Raw genomic sequence first — 26,183 nt, forward strand, 5'->3', positions numbered from 1 at the left:
CTTCGCGCGGTCGCTATTTTTGTATTGATTTACTTCACCCCACTCCCCGCATAAGCCATCGGTAAAAGTTTTTTCAAACTCGTCTTTACAATAATATTTTTTGCGCTATTTGAGCATATTATTTCAATATCTCCACCATTTATCGTGAGGTATTCTTCCATAAATTGTCTGCACACACCACAAGGCATTATTGGATTTTCAACCACGCCATCGCTATCTGTCCCGATAATAGCCATCGCCGTGATATCTCTAAAACCAAGGGCGTTCGCTGCCGCTAGAGCCGCTCTTTCCGCACACATATTTACAGTGGAAGAGGCATTGGCCATACTGGAACCCAAGATAATACCGTTTCCCTTTGTCTGCACCGACGCTCCCACCCTCAACTGGCTATTGTAGGGATTATAAGCATTACCTAGAGCTTTCTCCGCAGAATCCAAAAGCTTTTTCTCTTCCTTATTCAAGTCTTTGTATTTTAGATTTGTCATGTTTATTTCAATCCAAATGAAGCCCTCACTGTGACCATCACATTTTTATTTATCTTGGAAGTATCGTATGTTCCGTAGTCAGAAATTTCAAGAGAGTTTGAAGGAAGGACTTGTACCACTCCGCTTGCCGCCGACTTCAGACTACCAACACTCTTGCCTGTGCTTTCTGCCATCTTATCTGCCCTTGCCATCGCGTCTTTTATGGCATCAGAAAGCAGAGCAACCCTAAGCTCTGGGAGTTTCGTATAATAATATTCGACGGGATTTGTGCTGAATATCACACCTTTGTTTATAAGGTCGGTAGTCGCCTGCGCCAAAGCCGTGATCTTATTTACATCCGGAAGTGCAACTTCTACATGTTGGCTAAGTGTATATTCTTTCTCGGTCTGATAATTATTATTGTTGTAATTGTAATTTTCCATCATTGAAACGGTAGAGATGGTGATATTCGCATCGGGTATTTTCTGGGCTTTCAGAAAAGCTTTTACAAGTGCCAAATCTTTTGCCATCTGTTCATACCCTGTCTTCAATTTACTTATCTTCACTATCCTTGAAAAATCTCCGCTAAACTTTGCGCTATCAGAGACAACCTCTTTGCTCGCAGAGCCTGTCACAGAAAGAGCATCACTTGAACTTCTTGAACTATAAAGGGCAACTGCCAAAATAGTAGAAGCTAATATCAAACTGATACCAGCGATAGCCGGCATCCACAAGACTTTGTTGTTTTTGAAAATATCTAGATTTGCCATATTTTTATTTGTCCGATCAAATTTTTATTTGATTTAGGATAATTAACCGCCCCCATACTAAATACTATCTACTGATACTTATTCGCAAGGATTGACCTTCCGGAAAATATAATCAACGATTCTTGTAATGACAAGACCGACGATAATCCAGATCAAAATAACAATCACATGCCTCATCTTATCTATATGATCGATAATCCAATCAAAATAATTGTTGAAAATATAGCCGATACCTATAACAAGTGGTGCATAGATTATTATTGCCAAGGTATTGTAAAATTGGAAAGTCCTTGTTTTAGCTTTTGTATATCCGGCAAGCACAGGACCGACGAATCTCAAAAATGGGAAAAATCTTGAAAAGAAAATGGTTTTGCCGACATGTTTTTCCAAAAAACCCCTATTTCTGGAAACGATTTTCAGAGATAACACTTCGTGTATGAGCTTGTGAACATGTTTATTGTTTTTGAGCGAAAGATTAAAAATAATATTGTCGCCGATAAGTAGAGCTAAAATAACTACCACAAGAGCCGGAGCAAAATGTATAAAATCTACACTTGCCATATAGCCGACAATAAGAAGGACGATTTCTTCAGGCACAGGAACAATATATCCGGCAAAAATAGTGAAAAGGAAGATGGCGACATAAGAAAAATGCTCTACGGAATTTATAAAAAACAATTCTTGCATGGATAATATTTTAGCATAAATGTTATTTTTATACCAAATATAACTATGTTGTGATATAGTAGATTAAATGGACGAGAAAATCAGAATAAATAAATATTTGGCACTGCACGGAATAGCTACTCGCAGGGACGCAGACAAGCTCATTTCAGCAGGCAAGGTGCTTATAAACGGCTATAAGGCCGTCCTTGGGGACAAAATCTCGGAAGAGGACAAAGTTGAGGTTTTGGGTAGACCAAGCAAAAAGCTAGTGTATTACGCGTATAACAAGCCTCGCGATGTCATTACCCATAGCCCCCAGAGAGGAGAAAAAGATGTGCTGACTTCAAGCAAGCTAAAGGGCGTCTTCCCTATCGGCAGACTTGATAAAGATTCGGAAGGGCTTTTGATACTTACAAATGATGGCAGGATTACCGACCGCTTACTGAACCCAGACCATACGCACGAAAAAGAATATATCGTAAAAACCCGCGTGCCGATAAAACAATTCCACATGAATGTTATGGAAGGCGGAATGGAGCTTGACGGTATAAAAACAAAACCTTGTGAGGCAAAACTTTTGAGCGAAGATTCTTTTAAAATAATCTTGACTGAAGGAAAGAAACATCAGATAAGAAGGATGTGCGATCATTTGAACTTGCCGATAGAGTCTTTAAAAAGAGTGCGCATTATGAATATAAAAGTAGATGGAATAAAATCAAATTCGTATCGTGAAATGGTCGGCAAAGAACTTCAGGATTTTTTGAGACTATTGTCCTTGTAAACTATTTTATCGATAGAAATATCAACACGATACAAATAGTTGTGACTGTCTGTATAAAAGCACCAAGAAAAGGCCTATGGTCTAGATTATTTTTTGTTTCAAATTTACTGTGAAATCTGACAAGCGAGTGTACTGGCTCTTTTTTATATGAGAAATATATAAATTGAAAAAAATCTGGTAGAACTCCACCAGCCACACCAAGAAGTGTGATAAAAAGTGTGTGCCAATCTCTAGCAAAAACCAATATCGCTAAAAGGGTACCTATGGAGAAATCAAATAAAATTAAAAATAATTGGTAGACAGCTCTAATATTATGGGAAAGTGCCGGAAGGCTATCAACCACTCTTAAATCAAAATGGTGGTGTTCATAATGACTATGAGGAATCATGTCCAAAACATGGTGGCTCGCTATAGCTAGAGCAAAACCAACGACTGGATGTCCAGACAATGCACTAGCAACAGCGGCACCGACGATAGCGTGTGGGGTGAGTATCATTTGATTATTTTTTAATACAGTTATTATACGCGGTTATCTCTTTGTTGTAATCTGTGATTAATTGTTTTGTGTCTATTATCAAAGTATTGATTGAATTTACAAGATTATTATATTCATACACCCTAGAATTATAGTATGTCGGATTTGATGATGGATTGGTATTATTTATTTCAGCGAGTAGATTTTTTGCTTGACCCTCCATAGTATCTGAAGTAGCGTATTTTGTTTCTATCTCTGCCTTTTTTGTAGGATTTGGAGTGGGACAAGAAGAAAGTGGCTTACCAAAAACTTGGGCCGAGATCCATACGAGGCTATCTTTATATTTTGCTTCTACTGCGGAGACGCCGATCTCGGTATACTTATTATTCAGAATATTTTCTTTATGTCCTTCGCTTGCCATCCACGCATCTAAAAGTACCCGTGCATTTTCAAAGTTGCCCATAGCGATATTTTCTCCAATATATATGTATTTATAAGAAAAACGATCAGACATTTTTGAGACACTGTCACCCGTTGGAGAAATGTGTTCAAAATATCCTTTCTCAAACATATCATTTACTCTTGCGAGAGCGATGGAGTTCAAAGATGAGCTTGGAGATAAAGCTGGCAGGCCGACTTTTGATCGTTCTATATTTGTCCAGTAAATTATTTGTGATTGATTTATTTTTGCACCATCAGGCGTTGTGTCTCCAACAAGAGGTCCGGGTGTCTCAGATATCTTTTGTAAATCTACTTTAGTGGTGAAAGTCGGAGGTTTTATATTGGTAGGTTTCTTGATGAATATCTTACTAGAGGTGGTAGCGGAAGGATTCGATGTAGAATTAGAAGATGTATTAGGAGAGACAAAAGGTGTCTTGGGGCAGATCCTTATTCCCAGATCGGTTCTAAACTCTCCGCCTTTCCAATCTCCTTTTGCTATAGCTGTATAGTAGTTCTCGCAAAAATCCCCTCTTATTTTCCCTAAAACAGTTTGACCAAAGAAATTAAAAAAAATATTAACACTACTAGCAATACTTGCTGTTGATTTTGAAAAGTCTATTGAAGGAAAAGTGAAGGCCCCAACCCGCGTAAAGGTAAATAAATTAAGAATCAAACAAAGTACAACTATTAATATTTTTGTCTTTTTCATCATCGGTTGTATTTTACCATAAATAATTAAGCAAGTTAATGAATTGTCTTTAATAGTATCATTTTGGGACACTTTGTTGATTTCAAAATAATTGTTATAATATTCTATATGAAATTTTTGTTGGTCTTTTGGAGATACCTTTTATGGCATTACAGCAAGGGTGTAAAAGCGTCTTTCTTGCTTTGGGAAAATTTAACATCTTTTCTATATAATTTCTTTTCTATTAGAAGCCTTCTCGGGAACTTTTTTACACCATGGAGAAGACTTAGCGACATCTATCCGAAGTGGTATGAATTCAAAGAATTCTTCTCAACTTTTTTAACAAATGGACTGATGAGAATTGTTGGCATGTTTATAAGGTTTTTCGTATTGCTTTTTGGCTTTACTGTCATCCTTATATTTATTTTGCTTTACCCCGTAGCGTTTATCGTCTGGCTTTTACTACCGCCCGCCATTATCTTTATGATTTTAGCCGGGATTGTCCTAATTATTAATGGAATATGGATATAAGAGCTTATTTAAAACAAAGTCCCCTCTATGATGTGCTTGTCGTAAATTCTCTTGTATCTACAAAGACTAGGGAGAAGATAAATAGCATAACTAAAAATGCCATCGTGGTTATTTTATTTATAATGGTTATATATTACCTTGTCAGAAGTTCTTCGAAATTTGTTGCTTTCCAAAGTTTTGCAAATTTTATTGCACCAATATTATTTGGTTTACTTCTTATAAATATCGCCGTATTTCTTTTTGCTAAACTTGTGGATATATATTTGTCTACTCAATATTATTTTGAGCATATTATAAAAAATAGATATGCAAACGATGAACTTTATACCGTTTCTGCTGGTAAAATATTATACGCGGGTAGAAAAACAGATATTCTTCACGGACTTTTCTATTCTAGGATAGGAAAGATACTTATGTTTAGACTTGGGATAAATGAGCCAAATATAAAAGCATTCGTCGCTTCTCAACCGGTGGTAAGGGAAGAAGTAATGCCAAAACAAGAAGGAAATATTTTGAAGCTTCAAGATATTGTTTTACATTTATTTAATAACAACAAAGCATTTCAAAATTTCTTGCAGTGCAGAGGTATTACAGAAAAGCATCTTATAGGAGCTTTAAATTGGGTAATTTATATGATTGAGACTAAAGAATATAGAAACCAATGGTGGAGGCCGGAAACCCTGGCTCGTATGGGTGGTATTGGTAGAGATTGGTCTTTCGGCAATACATATCTTTTGGATAAATATAGTAGAGATGTAATGAAAGATGAGGAAGTATCTTCAGATGCTTTCGTGATTTCAGATAGAGAAACAGAGATAAGTCAGATAGAAACCGCCCTTTCAAAATCAAATGAAGCAAATGTCATTTTGGTTGGTGAGGCAGGACAAGAAAAAATGCAGGTTGTTTGGAGTATATGTAGACATATGAGAGATGGAAAAATAGCAGTACAGTTGAAAAACAAAAAGGTCATTTTACTTTCCGTAAATACAATTGTTTCTGTTTGTAAAAGAAAAGACACCCTTGAAGATCAGGTAAGAAAAATAATGAATGAAGTTTTGAAAGCTGGGGATATCATTCTTGTCGTTGATAACTTCCCTCTCTTACTCTCTACCGCTGAAGCATTGGGCTCTGATATGGTAAGTTTGCTTGATCCATATCTTGCAAGCCCTGCTCTCCAGCTAATAGCCATATCTGATAATAATGAGTATCACAGAGTAATAGAACCAAACAAATCACTAATGGCTAGACTAGAAACTGTCCTAGTCAGACCACTTTCTACGGAAGAAAATGCGAGGATAATCGCTGACTCCACCCTATTTATTGAAGCTCAATATGATATCTATTTTACTTTTCAGGCTGTACAAGAACTTGCGGAGAGTGCTGAATATTATTTCCCTGATGGAGTTTCTACAGACAAAGCAATGGATTTATTAAATGAGATAGCCCCGTGGTCTAAGAGACAAAATATCTCTTATATAGGTAGAGATGAAGTGCTTGAATATATACAAGAAAAGACCAAGATACCTACTGGAGGTAAAATCTCCCGGGAAGAAAAAGATAAGCTACTTAATCTGGAGAACATCTTAAATAAAAAAATAATTGGTCAGAAAGAAGCTGTTACTGCAATAAGCAATGCGATGAGAAGATCACGTTCTGGTATTAGAAATCCAAATAAACCTATTGGCTCTTTCCTTTTCCTTGGACCAACCGGTGTTGGTAAGACAGAGACATCAAAAGCTCTGGCAGAAGTATTTTTTGATAGTGTGGACAATATGATGCGTTTGGATATGTCTGAATATCAGACAGATGATGCCATGGAACGTCTTATAGGATCATTTACAAACAACAGACCTGGGGTGTTCTCAAGTATGCTTCGAGACAAGCCTTTTGGAGTTATGCTTCTTGATGAATTTGAAAAGACAAATAAAAATGTCCTTAATCTTTTCCTACAGATTCTTGATGAAGGTTTCTTCTCAGATACCACTGGTAGAAAAGTTAGCACGAAAAACATTATCTTTATCGCGACATCAAATGCTGGCGCAGACACTATCTTTGCAATGGTAAATGCTGGTAAAAATCCAAAAGACGCAAAAGAAGAGATACTAGCAGATATTATTGGTCGTGGTCTTTTTAAGCCAGAGCTTATAAACCGTTTCGATGGCACAATAATATTTAAACCTTTAGAAGAAATAGATTTAAAACAAATTGCTCGGATTATGTTAAAGAGAGTGGCAGAAAGACTCATAGAAAAAGGTATAGAGTTTAAAGTAACCGACACCCTTGTAGATTATGTAGTAAAACATGGTGCCAATGCTGCTTTCGGAGCAAGGCCAATGAATCGTTTTATACAAGACACCGTCGAGGGAAATCTTGCTGAGCTCATAATTAAAAGACAGATTCTCTCGGGCAATTCTATTGAATTTAATGTTACAGATGAAGGCCTTTTACCAAAAATAAGATAGAAGATACTTCAATACTATTTATTTTTACCCATATTTAAGTATTTTTGTCGTTCATTTTCCGGGAATTTCTCAATAGCATATCTAAGCATTATTCTAGGCATTTTATAACTGAACTTATCTAGAAACTTTTCTAAGTTCCCCACATTTACTTTTCCCGCTTCTCTAAGCATCCAGCCAACCGCTTTATGGATAAGATCGTGCTTGTCTTTTATCAGTATTTTTGCCAGTTTAAAAGTATCTTTTAGTTCACTGTTCTTTATAAAAGCAAGCGTTGAAATTATAGAAACTCTTCTTTTCCACAAATTATTTGATTCAACAAGGTCGTATAAAATTCTCTTAGGTTTATTCAATAAATATCTACCCACAATCCTAGGTGCTGAAAGGTCCACCAAATCCCAATTATTTACTTGCTTTGAATTCTTTATATAAAAATCAAAGATTTGTCTTCTACCTGGTTCGTCTGTATTTTCAAAATTGTTTACTAGAATAAGTAATGAACAAAGTCTTTCCTCGTGAATCTTTGAATATAAAAGTCTTTTAATTTCAGAAAGTGAAATATCTATATTCTTCTTTGCTACTTTCCTTGTGTTTGGAACGCTTATTCCAAGAAAAACATCTCCTTCGCCATAATCACCTTTTCCGGTTTTAAAAAATCTTTGCAAAACATTTGCCTTTTCAAAATCAGCATATAGTCTTAAATCTTTTTTAACATCTTCTACGCTAGACATATCAGATTATAATATAACAAAATAGTCTAAAACAAAATCTACCTGATCGATCAGGTAGATTTTGTTTTAAAGCGAGGAAATATTATACTTGTGGCTCTGAACCCCCACTACAATTCTTTGAAACAGTGTATATAGCATATAGTCCCGATAGACCGACAAGAATGTAGACTATCTTAACTAATGTGGCTGTCCTAAAGATTATTTCAACGAGGTTTATATTGAAAGCAACAAGACCCCAATTTATACCCCCGATAATTATCAAGATTAAAGCTATCCAATCCAACCAATTAAGTTTTGACATATGTCTTTTTAATAGAAATTATTAAACGACCTTTATTACCTCTATTATACCACTAAATTAAAATCGTCAACTGGATGTCTATTGCACTTTATGAAGTGTCTTTCTTCTAACTCTATACTCATGTATAACGAGATATACTATAAAGATATCAAATATCGTAAGAGCTAAAAGCCACCCAGAGTGAATAAAATAATATCTATATGATTGATAAATTATAAAACCGGAAAATACAACAATGGAAGCCGGGTATGCCCAGAGTCTATTCATAAGAAGTCCTGCAATGACAAAAACCTTCAAAATTCCGTGTACAAGTAGATATATTGAAAAGAAAGTTTGCGAACTCATAGCAAAGCTTGAAACAGAATTTACAATAAATAAACCCACCAAATCATTTGGGTCATCTGAGAGTTCGTTCTGTGTAAGAGTAAGGACCAAAGTTATTATATATGCTTTATTTACTAAAAGTACAGCGATACCGCCAAGAATCTCAGAAAGTGCATTTAATCCTTTAAGCCAAAGACTAATTTCAAAGATCCTAAATATCTTTTTCTCACTTATGACTGGTTGCATACTGAATATTGTACCATCCTTCTTGCATAAAAAAAGTGACACAGTACACTGCGCCACTTTCATACAACCCACCAAACAGGTCACCTTTCGTTCAACGCTTTCCTCATGATCTTGCGATCATCGGGATTTCTGTCTTCGTGATTGGGAATGTGTTTGACTACACTTTCATCGGTTCCGGGGTTTTCTTCATAGAATTTTCTCCGATAAGCCCTGGCTTGTTTAAGACGAACGACAAGCTGCTTCACACCATCTACGACAGGATCCAAAACATCCAACAACGCCCACCAAACCAACTTGAAGAACTGTGTCATTTCTGACCTCCCTTTTGTTTTTCTCCGATAAAGATGTTAACACGAGTATACAACTCTTGTCAACTAACCCTATTCTATAAAAGTTAGTGCCTTTCCTTTCTTATTCCCACGGCCTGTTCTACCAATACGGTGGACATAGTCGTCATAAGTAGCTGGTAAGTCATAGTTTATAACATGGGAAATATCCGGAATATCCAAACCCCTCGCAGCCACATCTGTAGCGACCAAGATATTTATATATTCATCTTTGAAAGCGGAAAGTGCCTTTTGTCTTTTGGCATGATTTTTATCACCGTGAATAGAATCCGCCTTGAATCCCCTTGCAATCAGATTTTTTGAAAGTTTTTCTACCCCATGCTTTGTCCTTCCGAAAATAAGCACTTTGTAGAATTCTTCTTTATTGAGAATATCATGCAAAGTATCAAGTTTGTTTCCGTTTACTCTCACGATATCTTGATCTACACTCTTTGCTGTATCGCCCGTCTTTACGGAAATAGTTATCGGATTTGTGAGAAAATCTTTAATCAAAATCTCAATCTCTCTTGAAATCGTAGCGGAGAAAAATAGAGTATGTCTATGTTTTGGCATTTTTGCCATCACAAACTTCATATCGGCGATAAATCCCATATCAAGCATTCTATCTGCCTCATCTAGCACTATTGTCGCGAATTTAGAAAGATCTATAAATCTTCTATTTACCAAATCTTTCAATCTTCCCGGTGTGCCTATAATAAAGTTTGAGCTTCTATTCCTAAGCTCGGATATTTGCCCGCCGATAGAAACTCCTCCGACACAGCATACAGAATATACAGGCATACCCAAGACAAGAGTCCTAAGCTCCTGATTTATCTGCAAAGCAAGCTCGCGAGTAGGCACGACGATAAGCACCTTTTCATTCCTATTTATGAGCGCTTTCTGAATAAGCGGTATCAGAAAAGCACCAGTTTTACCTGTCCCTGTATTTGCAATACCGACGACATCTCTTCCTGCAAGAATCTGCGGGATGATCTGGTCTTGAATCGGTGTAGGTGTGCTAAACCCCTTCTTTGTGATATTTTCTTTTATTTTTAAATCAATACTAAAATCACTAAATTTATGTTTTGAAATATAGGCGACTTCTGCGATGAGAGGTTCCGCTTTATTTATAAATTTAGAAAAGTGAATATTTTGAGTGCGTCCTTGATTAGAGGTCCTTCTCTGACCTCCACCACTATTACCCCCGCGATGATTTCCACCGCCTTGGTATCCGCCACGACCATACGATCGTGAAGACGAACTTCTACTATTATTTCTTCTATACATAAGATTATTACTCCAATTAAAGAATTGAAGTGTGCAACGAGGCCGAAGCCTGTTGATTAATTGTTAACGTAAAATGCCGCACGGAATCCGGCGACATTTAACGCTGTATCAGTGAGATTACTTTACCCTACAAGTATAGCAAACCCCCGCTTTTTTGTCAATTGACACAATACATATAATATGCTGTCCTCCTAATCGGGGTTCTTAACACAGAAAAAGGAGGCTTGTGTGAGTATACATAAGGAAGTTGAGTATTTAAGTGCAGGAGGCTGGAAAAACCCCTATAACAGGGTAGCCTACAAAGTCTATCGTTGGCAAATCATATTCTCTGGTTTGTCTGACGGAGACCGTATTGCCCGCTGTTCGACGATAAATTCCGCAGAAAACATCGTCCTCGCAATCAGTGATACCGAAGGAATCGATCCGAGAAATTACAGGTTTTATGATTTGCAAACCCACAGGGGGTACACAAGTCATAAGGACGGTGAATTCACATTTAACAGGCTCATTCTTCGGTGGAAACAAGGTATCAGGAAGCCGGCACAAGCGCATTGGGAAGAAGTAGAGTGCTTGCCGGAAATACTGGAGGAGTGGTCGTCATATATCTGGAGTGGTGAGCCTTGTGGTGAGCCACGCAGTCTCGCTATGGTTCGGCGAGTATTACCAGCAGTGCGATCGCTTCTGATCAGTACCAGAGGCTAATCGAAAGAGACTATCGTATACAACAGGCGATTCACACGAATCGCCTGTTTTTTTAATTACTTCTTCTTCGCCACTCTCTTTATAAATTCCGAAGAGGTCATAATTGATTTAAAGTCTTTTACTCTATCCATAAAACTTAGTCCGTTAAGATGATCTATTTCATGTTGAAAAATACGTGCCCACAGACCTGAAGCCTTTTCTGTAATCTTCTTACTATCTTGATTATAATATTCAACTGTTACTGTTTTTGGTCTCGGAACCAGGGCGTATATTCGCCCCAGACTCAAACAAGCCTCCCAATCAGTTATTATCTTTTTCGAATAATTAATAATTTTTGGATTTATAGCGAAAACTGGCCCTTTTTGTTTTTGTTTCGGCCTTTCTGGTGTTGGTCGGATCTCCATGACTATTATTTGTAAAGATTTACCGATTTGTGGAGCAGCTAGACCAATACCTTTACTTTTGCGCATAGTATAGAGCATATCTTTCATAAAAGTCTTGCCGGTCTTGCTTTTTAAAAAATTTAATGTGACTTTCTTCGCCCTAAGTCTCAAGATGGGATTTCCAAATTCAACACAATTTAATAATTTCATGCATTTATAGTTGCTTATTATGTTTAGCTTTAATTTTCTCAATCTTCTTGCCAAGTGCGTCTGGGATATTTACATTCATAAGTTTCGCGAGGAGAAAAGTTGTAATCACTACATCGGCAAATTCATCGGAAAGGCTTTCTAAACTTCTGCCTTCCATCTTGCCTTTTCTTTGATCACCCAGATATGCCAAGACTTCATCAGACAACTCTCCAAACTCTTCCGATATCTTTACTGTACGGGATAATATCCTTTCTCGGTCAGTTTGAGTCGTATCCTTTACTGTACGAAATAATTTATCTTGATCATCTATAAATTTCTGAAATTCTTCCATGTTCATATATCTTTAATATTATATATTTTCTAAAGGGTAAATATCCAAGGCAACCTCTTCATATGGATGGACTTTCTTTATAGCTTTTATCACTTCTTGTAATTTTTCTCTTGGACAAATTGTCTCTATTCTTTCCTCAACTACTTCTTCAAGTTTACCGACACTACCTATATGTGGTTTTGCGTATTCTACTGGCTTAAATCTCCCAATACCTTTTGTAGAAAAAGTACAGTTGGTATAATTACCGATTATTCCGGCACCAGCATTAGCCATAGCTTCTCTAACAATGTTTGTATGTGTTTCTGGTACAAAAACTACGATTTTTACATTTTTTGATTGCATATTTTTAAAATTCTTTAACATCACCTTCTATCATGGGGATAAATTCTATGCCTTTTGTTGGTAAAATCTTCGCCGGAAAAGCGTGGGCTGAGCCAAATCTTATTGCATCGTGAACTGGAAAACATACTTTGGGCTTAATTAAAATAGCATAATCCAGTGCATCACCTATCTTCATCCAAGGCCCGGAAACCGGCAGGGCCAATATCTTTACTTCTCTCTTTGGGTCTGTGAAAGCGTCACCTGGATACCACAAAAGATTATCAACAAAGTAACCAGTATTAGAAGAAATCGGTATTAGACTGTGCATCATTGCATGCTTTTCCCCTATACCAGTCACCACCACCTCACCGACAGAAAAAGCTTGACCATTTTTCACAGTAATATTCTTAATATTTTCTTTATTTAGCAATTCACTAACTGAATCATTTGCGTAAATAATCGCTTGTGGATTATTTTTTAATATTATTTTCAATGACTCGATATGACAATGGTCTTGATGCTCGTGTGTAAACAAAACACAATCTATATCTTTCAATTTAGATTGAGCTTCCACAGTATAACTCCCAGGATCAGTAAGGATTCTTTTGCCCCTTGTCTCTATAAGTAAACAGCAATGTCCTAGTTTTGTGATTTTCATGTATTGATTATTAAAATATATTTAGCTCGCCATGGATTTTCGGCTGGATATTGGGGTTATTACTGGCACTGGTGTGGGAGTAGGAGAGATTGTGGTAAGTGCCGTCGTAGAAACTATAGGCTTTGGTGCGGGTGCTATATTCACCGAGGTATTTTGTGATATCACTATCCTCGAATCATCTTCTTCGTCTTCATCTTCCTCCCACTCTTCGCTTTCTGATTTCAGAATAACTTTGACCTTTTCATCTATTTTCTTTATCACTTCTTTTATCGGCTGTTGGGCAGTGGTTTTCTGACTATAAGCAAAAGTCCCACCCAGAAGCATCACAGCGACAAGTAAGAATGTTGCAACCGCATTGTAAGTATCTTTTCTCATATTTTTATATATTAAACTTTTTGCCACATATGTGCATCGCTTTTTTTGACAGAACATTCCGGACATTTGAAATCTGCGGGAAGATCTTCCCATTTGGTGCCTGGGGCTATGCCTCTTGTCGGCATGCCTTTGGCTTCGTCATATATCCAACCACATTCTAAACAAACATATTGTGACATGTCTGTATTATAACATATTGGTATGCATAACATCAAAAATGTTAGAATAAAGCTCGATATGAAGGAATTTGAATACAAAGGAAAGGCGATGGGGACGGATTTCTCTATTGCTATTGTATGTGATTCAAAAGGTTTGGCAGACAAGCTGGCAGACGAGGCCGAAAAAGAGATTTGGGATTATGAAAAGCTTTTTTCTCGATTTTTGCCGGAAAGTGAGCTGTCTAGACTGAATAAAGAAAAAGAGATTGTTGTGTCGGAAACTTTTATGAAAGTAGCTCTTGCTTCCAGAGAATTATTTTTCTTGACCGACGGAATATTCAATCCCCTATTTCAAATAGAAAGACTCGGCTATGATAAAGATTTTAATAGATTAGATATTATAAGTATAAAGAAAAATATAGAAGAATATAATACAGATTTTACATCAACGGTTTTTGACGAGAAAGAGTCTATAATAATTTTACAAAAAGGGCAAAAACTTGATTTCGGAGGATTCCTAAAAGGTTATCTAGCTGAAATACTTTGCAAGGAGATCAAAAGCTCATCGAAAGAAATCGGCGGTGTTATCGTAAATATCGGTGGGGATCTTTATACACAGGGGCTAGACGCTAATGGAAAAGAGTTTGTCTTTGAAATATACAATCCCATAACGAAAAAGGATGATATTTTGATCTCAATTTACAATCAAGCACTTGCAACAAGCGGAACTTATAAGAGAAATTGGAAAAACGGCAACTTAACTATTCACCATATTCTTGACATTTCAGGCATTCAAAATCCCGATACAGGCGTAGTATCTGCTAGTATAATCTCCGATAGCGGGGCAAAATCTGAAGCCTTCGCAAAAGTATTTATTTCTGTCGGGCCAAAAGAAGCACAAAAAATCCTAAAAGATGATAAAATGAAATACATAATTATAAAAAGTGACGGAAAAATAATAAAAAACATATAATGAAAATATATTTACAAACGATTCAATTATTACAAAAAGTCTTCCTCGGAATATCGATTCTCATGATGCTAGCCCTGCCACTTATCATCGCTTTTAAACCCAATATCCTGCGTATCATAGGTATTTCAAATCTATACAATATTTCACATATTACCATCTTCTTTGTCATGATTGTCCGCCCGCTTGCCGATATATTTATGCAAGCTAAATGGATTCGCCCTTTGGTCATACTTAGAAAAGGCGTCGGGGTATTGTCTGCTTCTGTGGTCGCTTCATTTATATTTTCAAAGATAATAATGGACCCGGCTGGATATCTCGGTTCATTTGCGACTGTTAAATATTGGTCTTTGCAAAATCTGGCGCTCTTTGCCCACCTTGCAGACATCTCCGCAATATTACTTTTAATCACATCAAATAATTTCTCGAAGAGAATACTCGGCGACTGGTGGAAAAGGATACAAAGACTTTCATATGTGTATTTCTATGCGAGCTCCATGTATGTGCTAGTGATTTTGGGAAATAAAGATTATGTAATATCAATAATCCTTGTCACAGCTCTCACTCTCATCGCCTTTATAAAGAATCGTCAGAAAGCCAAGCTTGAAACACAAACGATATGAGTATAAAAAGAGTTTCTGGGAAAATTGTTGGAATAACAGATCTTACAAAGACGGCCAAAGAGATAAGGGTGGCTTTGGATAACCCTCTCGATTTTGTGGCTGGTGCTTTTGTAAATATTTTTATTGATATAGACGGCGAGAAAGAAAGACGGGCATATTCTATTTCGTCATCAGATAAAGAGCAAAATAATATTTCTCTAGCTGTAAGATTGACTCCAAAGGGCAAAGTAACACCTATTTTTTGGAACAAAGACCTTTTGGGCGAGAGAATAGAGCTCATGGGCCCGCTTGGTGTGAATACCGCAGACAAAATGCTTCATGAAAAAATATACCTTTTTGCTTTTGGTGTCGGTGCTGGGGTGGTGAAATCTCTAGCAGATCATTTTGCCGATGAAAATGGTCTCAAAAGCCTTGTGATTATGACAGGAAGCAGATTTGAAGACGAAATTATATACAAAGAATATTTCGATAATCTTGCCGAAAATTATCCAAAAATAAAAGTTTCTCATATAGTCTCGAGACCGCAAGACGCCTCCATTTATAAAAAAGGTTATATCCAAGATTATATTAGTGAACTTGATTTTAGCAATTCAGATATCTATGTCTGCGGGCAAGAGTCCGCCTGCACAGCTTTAGTAGAAAAAATAAAATTATCAAATCCGATCAACTGTAGCTTCTTCGTTGAAGCTTTTCACTAAAGTCAGAACCTAAAGTAAATACCGACCAAATATTAAAATGCCGACAATAAGCGCTGTGCATGCTGATATCAATACAGCTCCAGCAGCAATATCTTTTGTATCTCGAGCAAATGGATGATATTCGGGAGATGTCAGGTCCATATCTACTTCAATAGCTGTGTTAAAGGCTTCGGAAACAAGCACAAAACCTCCAGCAAGTGTCAGGAATATCCATTCTATATGGGTGATTTTCAGATAAACACCAAGAAAAACTGCCAAGATTAAGACGACAATATGAATCCACGCATTATGTGTAGACTTCACAAAAATCCAAATCCCCCTCCCCGCATGCGCAAAACTCTGCGCCCTTTTGATTATTGAGAATACTTTTTTGTTATTTTGATTGTCTTGCATATCAGAATTGTATCATGATAACTTATTTATTTCTTTCAAAAAACTGTGATACTTTTTAGCAATAGCAAGACGAGATTGATTGTTTTCTGAAAGCATATATTGATATGGGCAAACGATCAGTTGACAATAAAGTATAAAATAATTATCAAGCCCTCTTGGTATTTTATTATTTGTCGATTTTTCATATCCTCTCAAAACTTCATCAAAATATCTTTTACCTAAAAACACGTAAATATCTGCGGCAATTCTATAAACGTTTAAGAATTTATATCCAGTAAGCCAATCGATTTTAGGTGCATAAGTGTCGAGTGGAAGGAAAGTTCCGTCTTTATCTAAGACAGCATTATCCGCATGAATATCTAAACACGGGCCGACTAGATTATTATTTTCAATAAACCAATTTTTATTTTGTTTTATATATTCTGATAATTTATTTAAATATTTATCACACTCACCTTTTTCAAAATATTTCCCTGCGGCCTTTACCCAGGCGGTCATATCTACAAGCCTAGTTTCCTGATCTTCATACAGACTTTTATTTATCTTAATCTTAGGTAAGGAAGCTTCTCTTTTGCCAAGTTCAAAACCGATTGAATAGCAATCCTGCATTGAAATACTATTTTTTAACAGTCTTTCAATGAGTGAATATGACATATCGATTTTATTCATCACTATTACAAATTCATCAGCAATGTCATCTGCTTCGGTGAATTTTATTTTGCCATCTTCGAGAACTACTCCTCTTAAATCTGTATAAATCTCAGGGCTTAACTTATTATTCCATTCGAAGTCATTTCTTGTAAAAGACAATCGATTTTCCTTAATGGAGAGATCATTAAAATCTTTATTGAAAAAAGCACTGTCGTCCATATATATTTTATAGACTTTATCATTACACAAAAATAGATTTGATATAGCGGTTGTAATCCTCTTCGGCTTACAATTTGCTCCCGGGAAATCTCCTTCAGCAAATTTATCAATTATTTGTTTGCCTTTGGTCATATTATTCTTCAATCTTTACTGACCTATCACTTCTGTCGAAAATCACCTCTTTCGTTTTACCGTCAAAAGTGACTTTTAGTTTTATGATGCTTTTTTTATCTGATTCATAAGCTTCTATATAAACGGATTCACCAAAAGATGGTACGTTATATTTGCCCACATTCTCAATACCAAAGACATCATCTATAATATGGGTAATTACTTCAAAGTGCGAAACAGCTATTACGTGTGGTGTTTTGTCCTCGGGTGGATGCTTTTCAAACCAACGAATCAAATATTCAAAGCTTCTATATAAACGCTCTTTTTTATTTTGCTGTGGCTCGATAATATCTGGTCTTTCATTAAAAAGAGGGTCTTTGTAGTGGTCTTCAGCTAATTTTTCGGGGCTAGTAGAGGATTTATTGAAATATTCAATAATAGTGTCGAGATCGTTTAAATCGCTACTGCGTAGCTGATCTATCTCGGTCTTAGGAACATCTTTTAGTCCGGCAGATTCAGCAACGAAATCTATTGTGCCTTTAGCTCGTCTTGCTGGGGAGTGTACTAATATAATATCGTCATTTTCTGAAATAGTACCGTCTTCACGAATTTTTTTACCTTTTCTTATCGCGTTTTCGACACCCTCCGGAGTCAAATCGTGTCCCTCATCTTTATAAAAAGGTTTTTCATGTCTCATCAAAGTCACCTTAAACAGTAGTTTTGGCTCGACTTCAACTCCTTTTATAAATTCTTTTGACTCCATAAAATTATAAGATTTTAATTAATTTTCTTTACGATTCCCTTTTCCGCATCCACTTCCACCATATCTCCGTCTTTGAAGATTTTAGTAGCTATTTTAGTATTTGTAATACACGGTTTTTTCATTTCTCTTGCTACTATTGCCGCGTGACACAATATGCCTCCCTCATCGGTGACAAAAGCTGCAGCTTTTTCCATAGCTGGTATAAAATTTGGAAAAGTCATCACTGCAACCAAAATATCTCCTCTTTCGACTTTTTTAATATCATCTCCCGTATAAACTACTTTAGCTTTACCAGAAACAACACCCCTAAATGCAATATTTCCAGACAATGTACTGACCCTTTCTGGTTCTTTAGTAATATTCATTAAATCTGCCATAGATTTACTGCCAGACAAAAGCGTGTATGATTCGCCGTTTAAAACAAAAGCGAAAAAAGATTTCCTTCTATTCAATTCATCGTTTGAAATACCCGCCTTTAGATTTTCAGCTATTTCAATTAATTCCGGAAAAGTTAAATAGATTACAGATTCTGTGTCAAAACCCGCTCTTTTGGCTATTTCATAAAATAGATTCTTTGCCTTATACCCCGAGCGATACATAATATCCGTCCTCCATGTTCTCACGTATGAGAAATCTTGCGTAATTGTCGCCAAGTGATTTGCAGCATCACTCATCTTCAAGTCTTCAACAAGTTTTATTCTCTCTTCTGCGGAACTCTTTTTCACCTCATCGAGAAGTGCCGTTTCTTCTTCCGGATTTTTCCCTTGCTTAAATAGATTGTCAATTCTTTCTATTATATCCTCTCTCTTCCACTCTCTATTCCACCAATATCCTCTCGTGCCTATCCAAGAAAAATTCTTTAAATGCTCTTCTAGAAGACGATTAAAATCTTTATTCTTATCTTTATGTGCTTTAGCCAACGATAAAAAACTCCTCTCTTCTAGAGTATGCTCGTTTTCTTTTTCCGATTGCGTCAAAATAGAGACCTCATCTAATTTCTTCTTTTCATCTTTACCTGGAAGTAAATCCATCAATTCTTTCAACAGAATCCTGTCTACGATAGCTAGTGGAATTAAAAAACAATGCGAAGCTACTCCTAATTCATAATATCTATTTATATATTCTACGAGCTGTTTCTGGGACAATTTAGAATAATCGATTTCAGAAATAGAAGATGCAAATTCATAAAATTTACCGACTTGAGAAATGAGATTATCTCTAAATGAATACAAGAAATCTGTGCCATTACTTTTAAACAACGCCAACAGACCATCGAGTTCTTTCTTACTATGAATTATCTCGCCAGTACCCTTAAATATCGCATTCTTAAAACTAAAAGGTATTCCGACTACTTTATCCATAGCAGTATATGCTCTTATGGTTAATGAATAGAAAAGCAGACTTTCTTTCCTATTTACCACATCTACCCAGTCGACTTTTTTTAAATCTTCTATCTCCATATTTAATTTAATTTCTTCACCACCCCTCTCTCCGCATCCACTTCCACCAAGTCACCGTCACGCAGCACTCTTGTGCCTATTCTAGTGCCAACAATACATGGGATGCCCAGTTCCCTTGCTACTATCGCCGCGTGACAAGTTAAGCCCCCTTCATCTGTAATTATTGCTTTTGCCAATTTCATTATAGGCAAGAAATCTGGTCGTGTCATCTCTGCAACAATGATATTTCCACTTTCAAATTTACTAAATTCATTTGAACCGATTATTATTGATACATTGCCTTTAGCAAAACCCCTTGCAGCGGGGGTACCAGAAAATGTTTTAATATCTTTATCAACCTTGATTTTTTCTTCAACAAACACACCTTCTCTATACGATATTTCACTATTATTCCATAGGCATGTAACATACTCTCTCTTTTCAATTCTATTAGTTGTCTCCTCGGGACTACTAATTAAATCTCCGTATTCATCCCAAAAGAGTCTATCGGCGATATTCACATCAATCTTTAGTCTACTACATGCCTCATCTAAGAAACGGTACATTGTATAATTGCCAATCAAATTTAGTTTTTTCCTTTGATCTCTAATGACCTCAGATATTTTTAATAGTTCCAAAATACCTATCTCTTCTTGGTTTAGTTCGAGATTGTTTAAATTAAATCCAGTCTTATCTCTGTTTGTATGCGTCGCACCTTTAAATTTTGTCTGTATCTTATCAGGTGTCATTTTTCCACTATATTTATATGAAGCATCAATATAGAAAAATAACTTATAATAATCTTCAATCAGCTCAGCACGTTTAGATTCATCTTTCTCTTCCCTTATTCTTAAAAGAAGTCTCTCATTTTCAATCATGAAACTCGTATATGGAGAATTTAAATGATTTTCAATAATTTCATTGGTATTTTTATATCTCTTAGCAAGAACCTTATGTAGGTATTCAGAAATCACTCCATCATAGACGAAAGTTATCGCCCCTGGGGCATACTTTTCTATATAGACTTTCATAAAATTAAAGTACTCTGAGACTAATTCCTTAGCATTCATCTTACCCATTCTCTGTATATCAAGTAGAGCTGTTTTTCTTAGAGATTCCGAGTCTTGTATAATTGAATTTTTTATTTCATCAAAATAATTCAAATTTTCTGGCTTACTAACAAATTTCGCGACGGATGCACACTCAGTCTTTATATGTTCATCTATTATCCATTCATCGGCCTTTTCTTTTAAAACATTAATAGTATTAGCATAAAAACCTATTTTAAATTTATTTATATAATCAGCACATCTTACGACTTCTGGTAAGACTGATACAGCAAATACTGAAGCAGCCATACCCGAAACCTTGTCTGCTATATAATAACCAGTCTTTATGTTTTTATTTATAGCCATCTATTTTAATTTCTTCACCACCCCCCTCTCCGCATCCACCTCCACCATATCTCCGTCTTTGAAGACTTGAGTGGCGATTTTGGTGCCGATTACGCAGGGTATTTTGAATTCTCGCGACATTATGGCGGCATGGGAAATTATACCACCCTCGTCTGTTACTATAGCTCCGGCTTTTCTAATCGCTATCATCAGGTCTGGCGTAGTTGAGCTAGAGAGTAAGACATTTCCTTCTTCAAACTTTTTCGCTTCCTCTTTCGTAAATACAATAGATACCTTGCCACGATATATTCCTTTGTATGCTATTTGCCCTTTAACAAGATTATCTGCACCTAGATGATCATCTAGCTTGGGTGTTACAAGTTCAATCCCTGTATTTTCAAGAATTTCTTTTATAGATTTTCCGGTATAAAGATGTCCGTCGGCGAAATAAAATTCTTTATATCTAATTTTTAACTCTTCTTCATCTGGAATATTCCCATTTATAATTTCGTGTAAAGTTACCATATCCGCATATTTACCAAGATTTGGATATAAAGAAAGGATTGTTGAGCGGACAATGTGATCCAAGGCGGGTGCAAACTTATCCGTCCTTTTCCTAAATTCCATCAATTTATCCAGAAGATCTGGATGTAGATTTTTCTGCTCAAACATTTCAACTGTCCACCAAAGACCTGCATACCAAGCCCAAGAATATTTGGCATCAGATATAAATTTCTCGAAATAATCCTTAGAGACAGGCTCGCCTTTATCAAAAATAGCACCGACTTTTGCATAAGCTTTCTCGTTTTCTGCCAGCATATTTTGTACGTATGAATTGTCTGCTTTTATTTTCTTAAGGATTTCCCCTTTCTGCCACTCAACTTGTTGACTATCAATATACAAACTACCTTTTCCCGCTTTTCTCTCAGCCACAAAATAAGGCTTTTTTAAGATGATATTATCAAGATACGGCAAAGGACCGGTCTCGGTATCCAATCCGATTTCATACAATGCTAATGTAAAATCACGATGTCCAAATAATTCTAATTTTCTTTTTTGTTTGGAAGTCATAAAAGTTTTATTCATTTACAACAAAGTTCTGTCCGTTTATATCTTTAGCTTCATCCGAAGCAAGAAACACCGCCTTTTCTGCAATATTTTCTGGTTCAACAAGTTTATGATTTGGTCTTGAGGCTAATTTTTTGTCTAATTCTTCTTTAGGGGCCGTGAGCCAATACCCAGCATTTGCAGCACCTGGAGAGACCGAATTTGCCCTACCGAAAGGAGCCAGCAATTTTGCATAAGACTGGGTGATATTTATCACACCTGCTTTGGCTGCTGCGTATGAGATAGCGTCCGGTTGACCACTTAATCCGTGTACCGAAGCAATGCTCACAATCACTCCACTTTTCTGCTTTTGGAATCGCTCTATAACATATTTTGAAATATTCATCATTGATACGAGATTTTGTTGCAATGATTTTACCCAAATATCTGAAGTGCCATTCCATTCATCTCCATCTACATATCTACCGGCATTATTTACAAGTACGTCAATTTTCCCAAATTCTTTTACAACTTTCTCGACGGTCGCTTTCGCATCTTTTTCATTAATCAAATCAGCTTGAACGGCGATTGCTTTTACTCCGAACTTTTTGGCTTTCTCTATAACACTTTCAGCTCCAGCTTTATTACTTTTATATGTAATAGCAATATCTGCACCATTTTGTGCAAACATTATGGCGGTAGCCTCTCCGATACCACTTGAACCGCCAGTTATGAGGATTGATTTTGAATTGGACATATTATTGTTTAATAATTTCTTCCAATAATTCAGGAAAGGCGTCGGTTTTCATATTTCTAAAACAGAAATGTCCGTAATTTTTAAAGTCTCTGATTTTAATATTTTTTACTTTTTCTCTGATAATCTTTACACTATCCTGCATTTCTTTTTCGTCATTAGTAGAATTGAATACGGTAATACCTCTCGTCTTGTTCACAAGATTTTCGTCTATATTGAAATCAAACATCTTGGTTTTTTCCATCCCGTTCGGATTAATCCACGGAGCGACCAATACAACTTTTCCAACCTTTATGTTGTTTTCACTTAGCCACCTGACTATAAATCCAGCTCCACAACTATGGCCTATAAGGTGAGTGTTCTCATCGATTTCAAAACGCTCAAATACCGAACACCATTTTTTATAATCCGGATTATATGGCTCTGGCATTTCTGGAGTTTGTGCAAGAATACCTTTTGCAATTAATTGTTTTTGAAGCCAAGGTAGCCAGTGCTTATTTGATTCAGATGAACCTTCTAAATCAAAATATTGCTCCTTAGATGGCATACCATGAATGATAATTGCGGTTTTCATGATTATCTTTTATCGATTATTTTGTATGAGAAATAAAAAGTAACTAGCAACAAGACAGCAAAAATCAACAACACTAATATTTTTTGTCCTAAATTTTGATATGCAGTGTAAACATTTAATACAAACTGCATAACAGCAACCATAATCTGAACTAATGCAAAAAATCCGAGAATTTTAGAAAAGATTGTCGTTGTCTTATCGAATTGTTCAAATCTCCTTCTTGTTAACTCTTCGGATGCCAAAGAAGCCAAGTTTGCATCGGTCTCATTAATCCAATATTTTAATTGCTTTTCCGTTGCATCCTCTAGTCTTGGTGAAAAATTCGACATAATTTTGATTATTTATAATTATATGCGTCCTGTCTTAGATTTTCGCTTGATTTAAGCATATCATATCGACGCGACTGGAGCTATAAAAGATTACAATTACTGAGATTAACAAAATCAAATCCTTCTTCTATAATTCCACTAAAATTGATTCGGGCTTTTGCACCCTTTATAATAATTAATTCATTAAATTGTGGATTAAATGTACAAAGAAGAAAGACTTTACTTTCTATATCTTTACTTATAAAAACACGGTAGCCAGAGTTCGTTTCGTAAGGTTCCTTAATATCAAAAATATAACCGGTATCGTAGACCTCTGTTCCAGATATTGAATTAATAAAGTTCGACTTTTCTAAAGATGTAGAAAATTGCCTCAGTTTTCCTACTAAATCAAAGGCTGATTGTTTAGTAGAGGTTGAATTAGGATAAATTCGATTTTCTATATTTTGATTGTCAGTGGATATATCTTTATTGATTTCTAAACTTGATATTTTATAGTTCACAGGACCAAGGGAGATACTATCTGGTTTGATTCCAAATATAAGATATAAAAGAAAAAGTATTATAGGAATAACTATCATCATAAAGATTCCTTTATCTCTTGAAAAATGAAAAATAAATTTATTGTTTTTATCGACATTTACTTTAGATATTTTATCTGCAACGGCTTTATTATCTTCTTTCTCTCTTACTTTGACTTCTTTATTCGTTGATAATAAGACGCAATGATCCAGGCACACAAGACTGTCAGTCACATTACGTATTTCGCCTTCAGTGGTTATGGTATCTCCAATTATTAATAAAGATACTTCTGGTATAGCTGGTAAATCAAAATTCAAGGCAATATTAACGTTATCATGATCTTTTATATAAAAAGAAACGTAATCACTCATAACTGAATCTCCAGAAATTATTTTCCCTGTGACTTTTATGTGGTGTCCACTGAAACTTGTCTTTAAAACATTTTTTTTCAATGCAAGAGGGGTAATCTTGATTAAATCAGTCATACGTTTTGGAGAAAAATCTCTTACAAACACTCCTTTTATTGTTCCTTCTAATGTATTTTCTTTCAAATAATCTTCAAATAATACAAGGAACGGTTCGAAGTAGTCCCAAGCACTAACCCCTGTTGATGTTCTATAACTAGTAGCGAAATCATGTTGATCTACATGTACAGAGACGTGGTTATATTTCTTATCAAATTTTCTAAGTTTTAGAATCCAATTCTCACTTTTATAAGTATTTCTACTTACAAAATTAAGTATCTTGTTGGTCAGACCCATTAATTCATCAAAAGTCAGTAAGCCATCTTTGATTGCTTGCTTCTTACTATTAATTTCTTCGATTAATTCATTGTTATTCATAAATTTTTACGCGACTCGAGCTGGAACTGTTGTCGGTTAAGCCCTGTAAGGCTTTTCTACTATTTCCATCCTAACATTTTGACCATACTCAGACAGTATATAAATTACTTGTTTCTATCTATCATGCGCAACTGTGCAACCAAAGTGTCTAAAAACCACAAAGCATCACGTTCTGTGGGAGTCGCGGAGTTTCCGGCATGACGAGCACCCGATGCATCTGAGGCAAATTGGTTAAGAGCTTCAAGTACTTTTTTCTGTTCCTTATGTATTTTATCTTGCTTTTCGAACTCCTTTATTGCATCACCAAATCTTGAAGCACCTGAATTTGCTTTCATATATCCTTCTGCAGCAACAAAAATATCTTTTACAATATCTTCCGGTTTCGATTTTCGTCCCATCAGATTTCCGACAGCTTGAAAAAATCTATCACAAAATTCTGGGTATGGAGCTAGGATAGATTTAGTAGAGTCAATTTTTTCTGCGCTGTCTTTATCAACAATAAGCACAACTCGCCCCTCTTTGTTAATTTCATATACAGAACCGGAAAGATTAAAAGCTTTGTAAGTTTCAACAATGACTTGAGGTCGTCTTGTGTAATATAACTCCTTGCTTAAATCTAAGAATATTTCTACAACAGTAAAGACTTCGTGAAATTTGCCTGTCTGAATAATATCAAGGGGATTTTTGTTAGGAAATTCCTGATGAGTTTTGTATGTGAAATCATCCGGTTCTATTGACCACTGGTTATCATTACCGAGAGATACATTTCCGCCCACGAATTTTTCGACGATAACTAACAAACGATCACGAAGAGACTTGGAAACGTCTTCGTGTCCAGAGTATTCAACGACATATTCATTTCTTCTTGAGAAATAGGCCATGTTAATTAGATTATTCAAAACTATTCGGATTCCGATCTATGCTCTTGTTGGTTGAGGAACAGGGAATCTCTCCTTCGCCTCTCAGTTCGCCGTCGCTCATTTCGGGCTGGGCACCAGCTCACGACTTCGCCTGCTGGCTCAGTATCGTTCCGCTGTTCTCGTCCCTGACGCAAGAGAAGTAGTTCTCTTGCTTCCCCCAGCAAAGCATTAATCTGAGGAAAGCTCCGCTTACTATTTAAATCTGCTTTGCTGGGGGACAGGGACTCGAACCCCGATACTCAGGACCAAAACCTGATGTCCTACCATTAGACGATCCCCCAATATTCAATTAGCTTGTAGAAAGTAGCT

32 protein-coding genes and 1 tRNA gene are annotated in these 26,183 nt (G+C 36.0%); 6 read left to right on the top strand and 27 right to left on the bottom strand.

What is annotated here, in order from left to right; translation table 11 throughout:
* Positions 1–29: 29 nt before the first annotated feature.
* From WC631_01055 to WC631_01065, 3 genes are all read right to left on the bottom strand, one after another.
* Positions 30–485 (bottom strand): cytidine deaminase, encoded by a 456-nt coding sequence (locus tag WC631_01055; GenBank protein ID MFA6227055.1) that lies wholly within the window; start codon positions 483–485, stop codon positions 30–32.
* A 2-nt stretch (positions 486–487) separates the two neighbouring features.
* Complete coding sequence (locus WC631_01060; GenBank protein ID MFA6227056.1) at positions 488–1,234, bottom strand: SIMPL domain-containing protein; 747 nt, start codon at positions 1,232–1,234, stop codon at positions 488–490.
* A gap of 78 nt (positions 1,235–1,312) precedes the next feature.
* Entirely contained in the window at positions 1,313–1,921 is a 609-nt protein-coding gene (locus tag WC631_01065) for a DedA family protein (protein MFA6227057.1), read from the bottom strand.
* 67 nt (positions 1,922–1,988) lie between these two features.
* On the opposite strand from WC631_01065, the gene WC631_01070 reads away from it, so the two are divergent.
* On the top strand, positions 1,989–2,681 hold the full coding sequence (locus WC631_01070) for a pseudouridine synthase (protein ID MFA6227058.1): 693 nt from the start codon (positions 1,989–1,991) through the stop codon (positions 2,679–2,681).
* 1 nt (position 2,682) lies between these two features.
* Here the strand turns inward: WC631_01070 and WC631_01075 are convergent, their stop codons facing one another.
* Together WC631_01075 and WC631_01080 are read right to left on the bottom strand one after the other, a co-directional pair.
* Positions 2,683–3,177 (bottom strand): hypothetical protein, encoded by a 495-nt coding sequence (locus WC631_01075; protein ID MFA6227059.1) that lies wholly within the window; start codon positions 3,175–3,177, stop codon positions 2,683–2,685.
* A 4-nt stretch (positions 3,178–3,181) separates the two neighbouring features.
* A complete protein-coding gene (locus WC631_01080) occupies positions 3,182–4,306 on the bottom strand; it encodes a CAP domain-containing protein (GenBank protein ID MFA6227060.1) in 1,125 nt (374 codons plus the stop codon).
* Between the two features lie 108 nt (positions 4,307–4,414).
* Here WC631_01080 and WC631_01085 point away from each other — a divergent pair, with 108 nt between their 5' ends.
* Positions 4,415–4,816, top strand: coding sequence for a hypothetical protein (locus WC631_01085; GenBank protein ID MFA6227061.1), 402 nt, complete (start codon positions 4,415–4,417; stop codon positions 4,814–4,816).
* Entirely contained in the window at positions 4,807–7,278 is a 2,472-nt protein-coding gene (locus tag WC631_01090) for an AAA family ATPase (GenBank protein MFA6227062.1), read from the top strand. Before WC631_01085 ends, WC631_01090 begins: the two co-directional genes overlap by 10 nt.
* A 14-nt stretch (positions 7,279–7,292) precedes the next feature.
* On the opposite strand, the gene WC631_01095 is transcribed toward WC631_01090, so the two are convergent.
* From WC631_01095 to WC631_01140, 10 genes are all read right to left on the bottom strand, one after another.
* Positions 7,293–8,006, bottom strand: coding sequence for a DNA alkylation repair protein (locus tag WC631_01095; GenBank protein MFA6227063.1), 714 nt, complete (start codon positions 8,004–8,006; stop codon positions 7,293–7,295).
* A gap of 82 nt (positions 8,007–8,088) precedes the next feature.
* Positions 8,089–8,307: a DUF378 domain-containing protein gene (locus tag WC631_01100; protein ID MFA6227064.1), complete on the bottom strand. Its 219-nt coding sequence runs from the start codon at positions 8,305–8,307 to the stop codon at positions 8,089–8,091.
* 78 nt (positions 8,308–8,385) lie between these two features.
* The gene (locus WC631_01105; GenBank protein MFA6227065.1) at positions 8,386–8,877 is read right to left on the bottom strand and encodes a DUF2127 domain-containing protein; all 492 of its coding nucleotides are present in this window, start codon (positions 8,875–8,877) and stop codon (positions 8,386–8,388) included.
* A gap of 380 nt (positions 8,878–9,257) precedes the next feature.
* The gene (locus WC631_01110) at positions 9,258–10,490 is read right to left on the bottom strand and encodes a DEAD/DEAH box helicase (GenBank protein ID MFA6227066.1); all 1,233 of its coding nucleotides are present in this window, start codon (positions 10,488–10,490) and stop codon (positions 9,258–9,260) included.
* 758 nt (positions 10,491–11,248) lie between these two features.
* Complete coding sequence (gene def, locus WC631_01115; GenBank protein MFA6227067.1) at positions 11,249–11,785, bottom strand: peptide deformylase; 537 nt, start codon at positions 11,783–11,785, stop codon at positions 11,249–11,251.
* Positions 11,786–11,789: 4 nt separating this feature from the next.
* A complete protein-coding gene (locus WC631_01120) occupies positions 11,790–12,122 on the bottom strand; it encodes a MazG-like family protein (protein ID MFA6227068.1) in 333 nt (110 codons plus the stop codon).
* A gap of 12 nt (positions 12,123–12,134) precedes the next feature.
* Positions 12,135–12,458 carry a hypothetical protein gene (locus WC631_01125; GenBank protein ID MFA6227069.1) on the bottom strand — a complete coding sequence of 108 codons (324 nt, stop codon included), beginning with the start codon at positions 12,456–12,458 and terminating at the stop codon, positions 12,135–12,137.
* A gap of 4 nt (positions 12,459–12,462) precedes the next feature.
* Complete coding sequence (locus tag WC631_01130; protein MFA6227070.1) at positions 12,463–13,095, bottom strand: MBL fold metallo-hydrolase; 633 nt, start codon at positions 13,093–13,095, stop codon at positions 12,463–12,465.
* A 21-nt stretch (positions 13,096–13,116) separates the two neighbouring features.
* Positions 13,117–13,470: a hypothetical protein gene (locus tag WC631_01135; GenBank protein ID MFA6227071.1), complete on the bottom strand. Its 354-nt coding sequence runs from the start codon at positions 13,468–13,470 to the stop codon at positions 13,117–13,119.
* An 11-nt stretch (positions 13,471–13,481) separates the two neighbouring features.
* Entirely contained in the window at positions 13,482–13,649 is a 168-nt protein-coding gene (locus WC631_01140) for a rubredoxin (protein MFA6227072.1), read from the bottom strand.
* A gap of 22 nt (positions 13,650–13,671) precedes the next feature.
* Here WC631_01140 and WC631_01145 point away from each other — a divergent pair, with 22 nt between their 5' ends.
* The 3 genes from WC631_01145 to WC631_01155 are packed head-to-tail and all read left to right on the top strand — an operon-like array spanning position 13,672 to position 15,919.
* On the top strand, positions 13,672–14,601 hold the full coding sequence (locus WC631_01145) for an FAD:protein FMN transferase (protein MFA6227073.1): 930 nt from the start codon (positions 13,672–13,674) through the stop codon (positions 14,599–14,601).
* Positions 14,601–15,221 carry a hypothetical protein gene (locus WC631_01150; GenBank protein ID MFA6227074.1) on the top strand — a complete coding sequence of 207 codons (621 nt, stop codon included), beginning with the start codon at positions 14,601–14,603 and terminating at the stop codon, positions 15,219–15,221. Before WC631_01145 ends, WC631_01150 begins: the two co-directional genes overlap by 1 nt.
* Positions 15,218–15,919 carry an FAD-dependent oxidoreductase gene (locus WC631_01155; protein ID MFA6227075.1) on the top strand — a complete coding sequence of 234 codons (702 nt, stop codon included), beginning with the start codon at positions 15,218–15,220 and terminating at the stop codon, positions 15,917–15,919. The genes WC631_01150 and WC631_01155 overlap by 4 nt, the downstream gene beginning before the upstream one ends.
* Positions 15,920–15,928: 9 nt before the next feature.
* On the opposite strand, the gene WC631_01160 is transcribed toward WC631_01155, so the two are convergent.
* From WC631_01160 to WC631_01215, 12 genes are all read right to left on the bottom strand, one after another.
* Entirely contained in the window at positions 15,929–16,312 is a 384-nt protein-coding gene (locus WC631_01160; GenBank protein ID MFA6227076.1) for a diacylglycerol kinase family protein, read from the bottom strand.
* 12 nt (positions 16,313–16,324) lie between these two features.
* Complete coding sequence (locus tag WC631_01165) at positions 16,325–17,314, bottom strand: hypothetical protein (protein MFA6227077.1); 990 nt, start codon at positions 17,312–17,314, stop codon at positions 16,325–16,327.
* A 1-nt stretch (position 17,315) separates the two neighbouring features.
* Entirely contained in the window at positions 17,316–18,056 is a 741-nt protein-coding gene (locus WC631_01170) for a histidine phosphatase family protein (protein ID MFA6227078.1), read from the bottom strand.
* Positions 18,057–18,070: 14 nt separating this feature from the next.
* On the bottom strand, positions 18,071–19,516 hold the full coding sequence (locus WC631_01175) for a PEP-utilizing enzyme (protein MFA6227079.1): 1,446 nt from the start codon (positions 19,514–19,516) through the stop codon (positions 18,071–18,073).
* A 2-nt stretch (positions 19,517–19,518) separates the two neighbouring features.
* Positions 19,519–20,910 carry a PEP-utilizing enzyme gene (locus WC631_01180; GenBank protein MFA6227080.1) on the bottom strand — a complete coding sequence of 464 codons (1,392 nt, stop codon included), beginning with the start codon at positions 20,908–20,910 and terminating at the stop codon, positions 19,519–19,521.
* The gene (locus WC631_01185; protein MFA6227081.1) at positions 20,911–21,960 is read right to left on the bottom strand and encodes a PEP-utilizing enzyme; all 1,050 of its coding nucleotides are present in this window, start codon (positions 21,958–21,960) and stop codon (positions 20,911–20,913) included.
* Between the two features lie 7 nt (positions 21,961–21,967).
* Entirely contained in the window at positions 21,968–22,693 is a 726-nt protein-coding gene (locus WC631_01190) for an SDR family oxidoreductase (protein ID MFA6227082.1), read from the bottom strand.
* A gap of 1 nt (position 22,694) precedes the next feature.
* The gene (locus WC631_01195) at positions 22,695–23,264 is read right to left on the bottom strand and encodes an alpha/beta hydrolase (protein ID MFA6227083.1); all 570 of its coding nucleotides are present in this window, start codon (positions 23,262–23,264) and stop codon (positions 22,695–22,697) included.
* Between the two features lie 2 nt (positions 23,265–23,266).
* Positions 23,267–23,593, bottom strand: coding sequence for a hypothetical protein (locus tag WC631_01200; protein MFA6227084.1), 327 nt, complete (start codon positions 23,591–23,593; stop codon positions 23,267–23,269).
* Between the two features lie 80 nt (positions 23,594–23,673).
* The gene (locus WC631_01205) at positions 23,674–24,954 is read right to left on the bottom strand and encodes a hypothetical protein (protein ID MFA6227085.1); all 1,281 of its coding nucleotides are present in this window, start codon (positions 24,952–24,954) and stop codon (positions 23,674–23,676) included.
* A 104-nt stretch (positions 24,955–25,058) separates the two neighbouring features.
* Positions 25,059–25,835 (bottom strand): hypothetical protein, encoded by a 777-nt coding sequence (locus WC631_01210; GenBank protein ID MFA6227086.1) that lies wholly within the window; start codon positions 25,833–25,835, stop codon positions 25,059–25,061.
* 249 nt (positions 25,836–26,084) lie between these two features.
* Positions 26,085–26,155, bottom strand: a tRNA-Gln gene (locus WC631_01215).
* Positions 26,156–26,183 lie beyond the last annotated feature (28 nt).

The sequence above is a fragment of the Candidatus Paceibacterota bacterium genome (assembly GCA_041663045.1).
Lineage (GTDB): Bacteria > Patescibacteriota > Minisyncoccia > Phycocordibacterales > GWA1-40-21 > Bog-1340.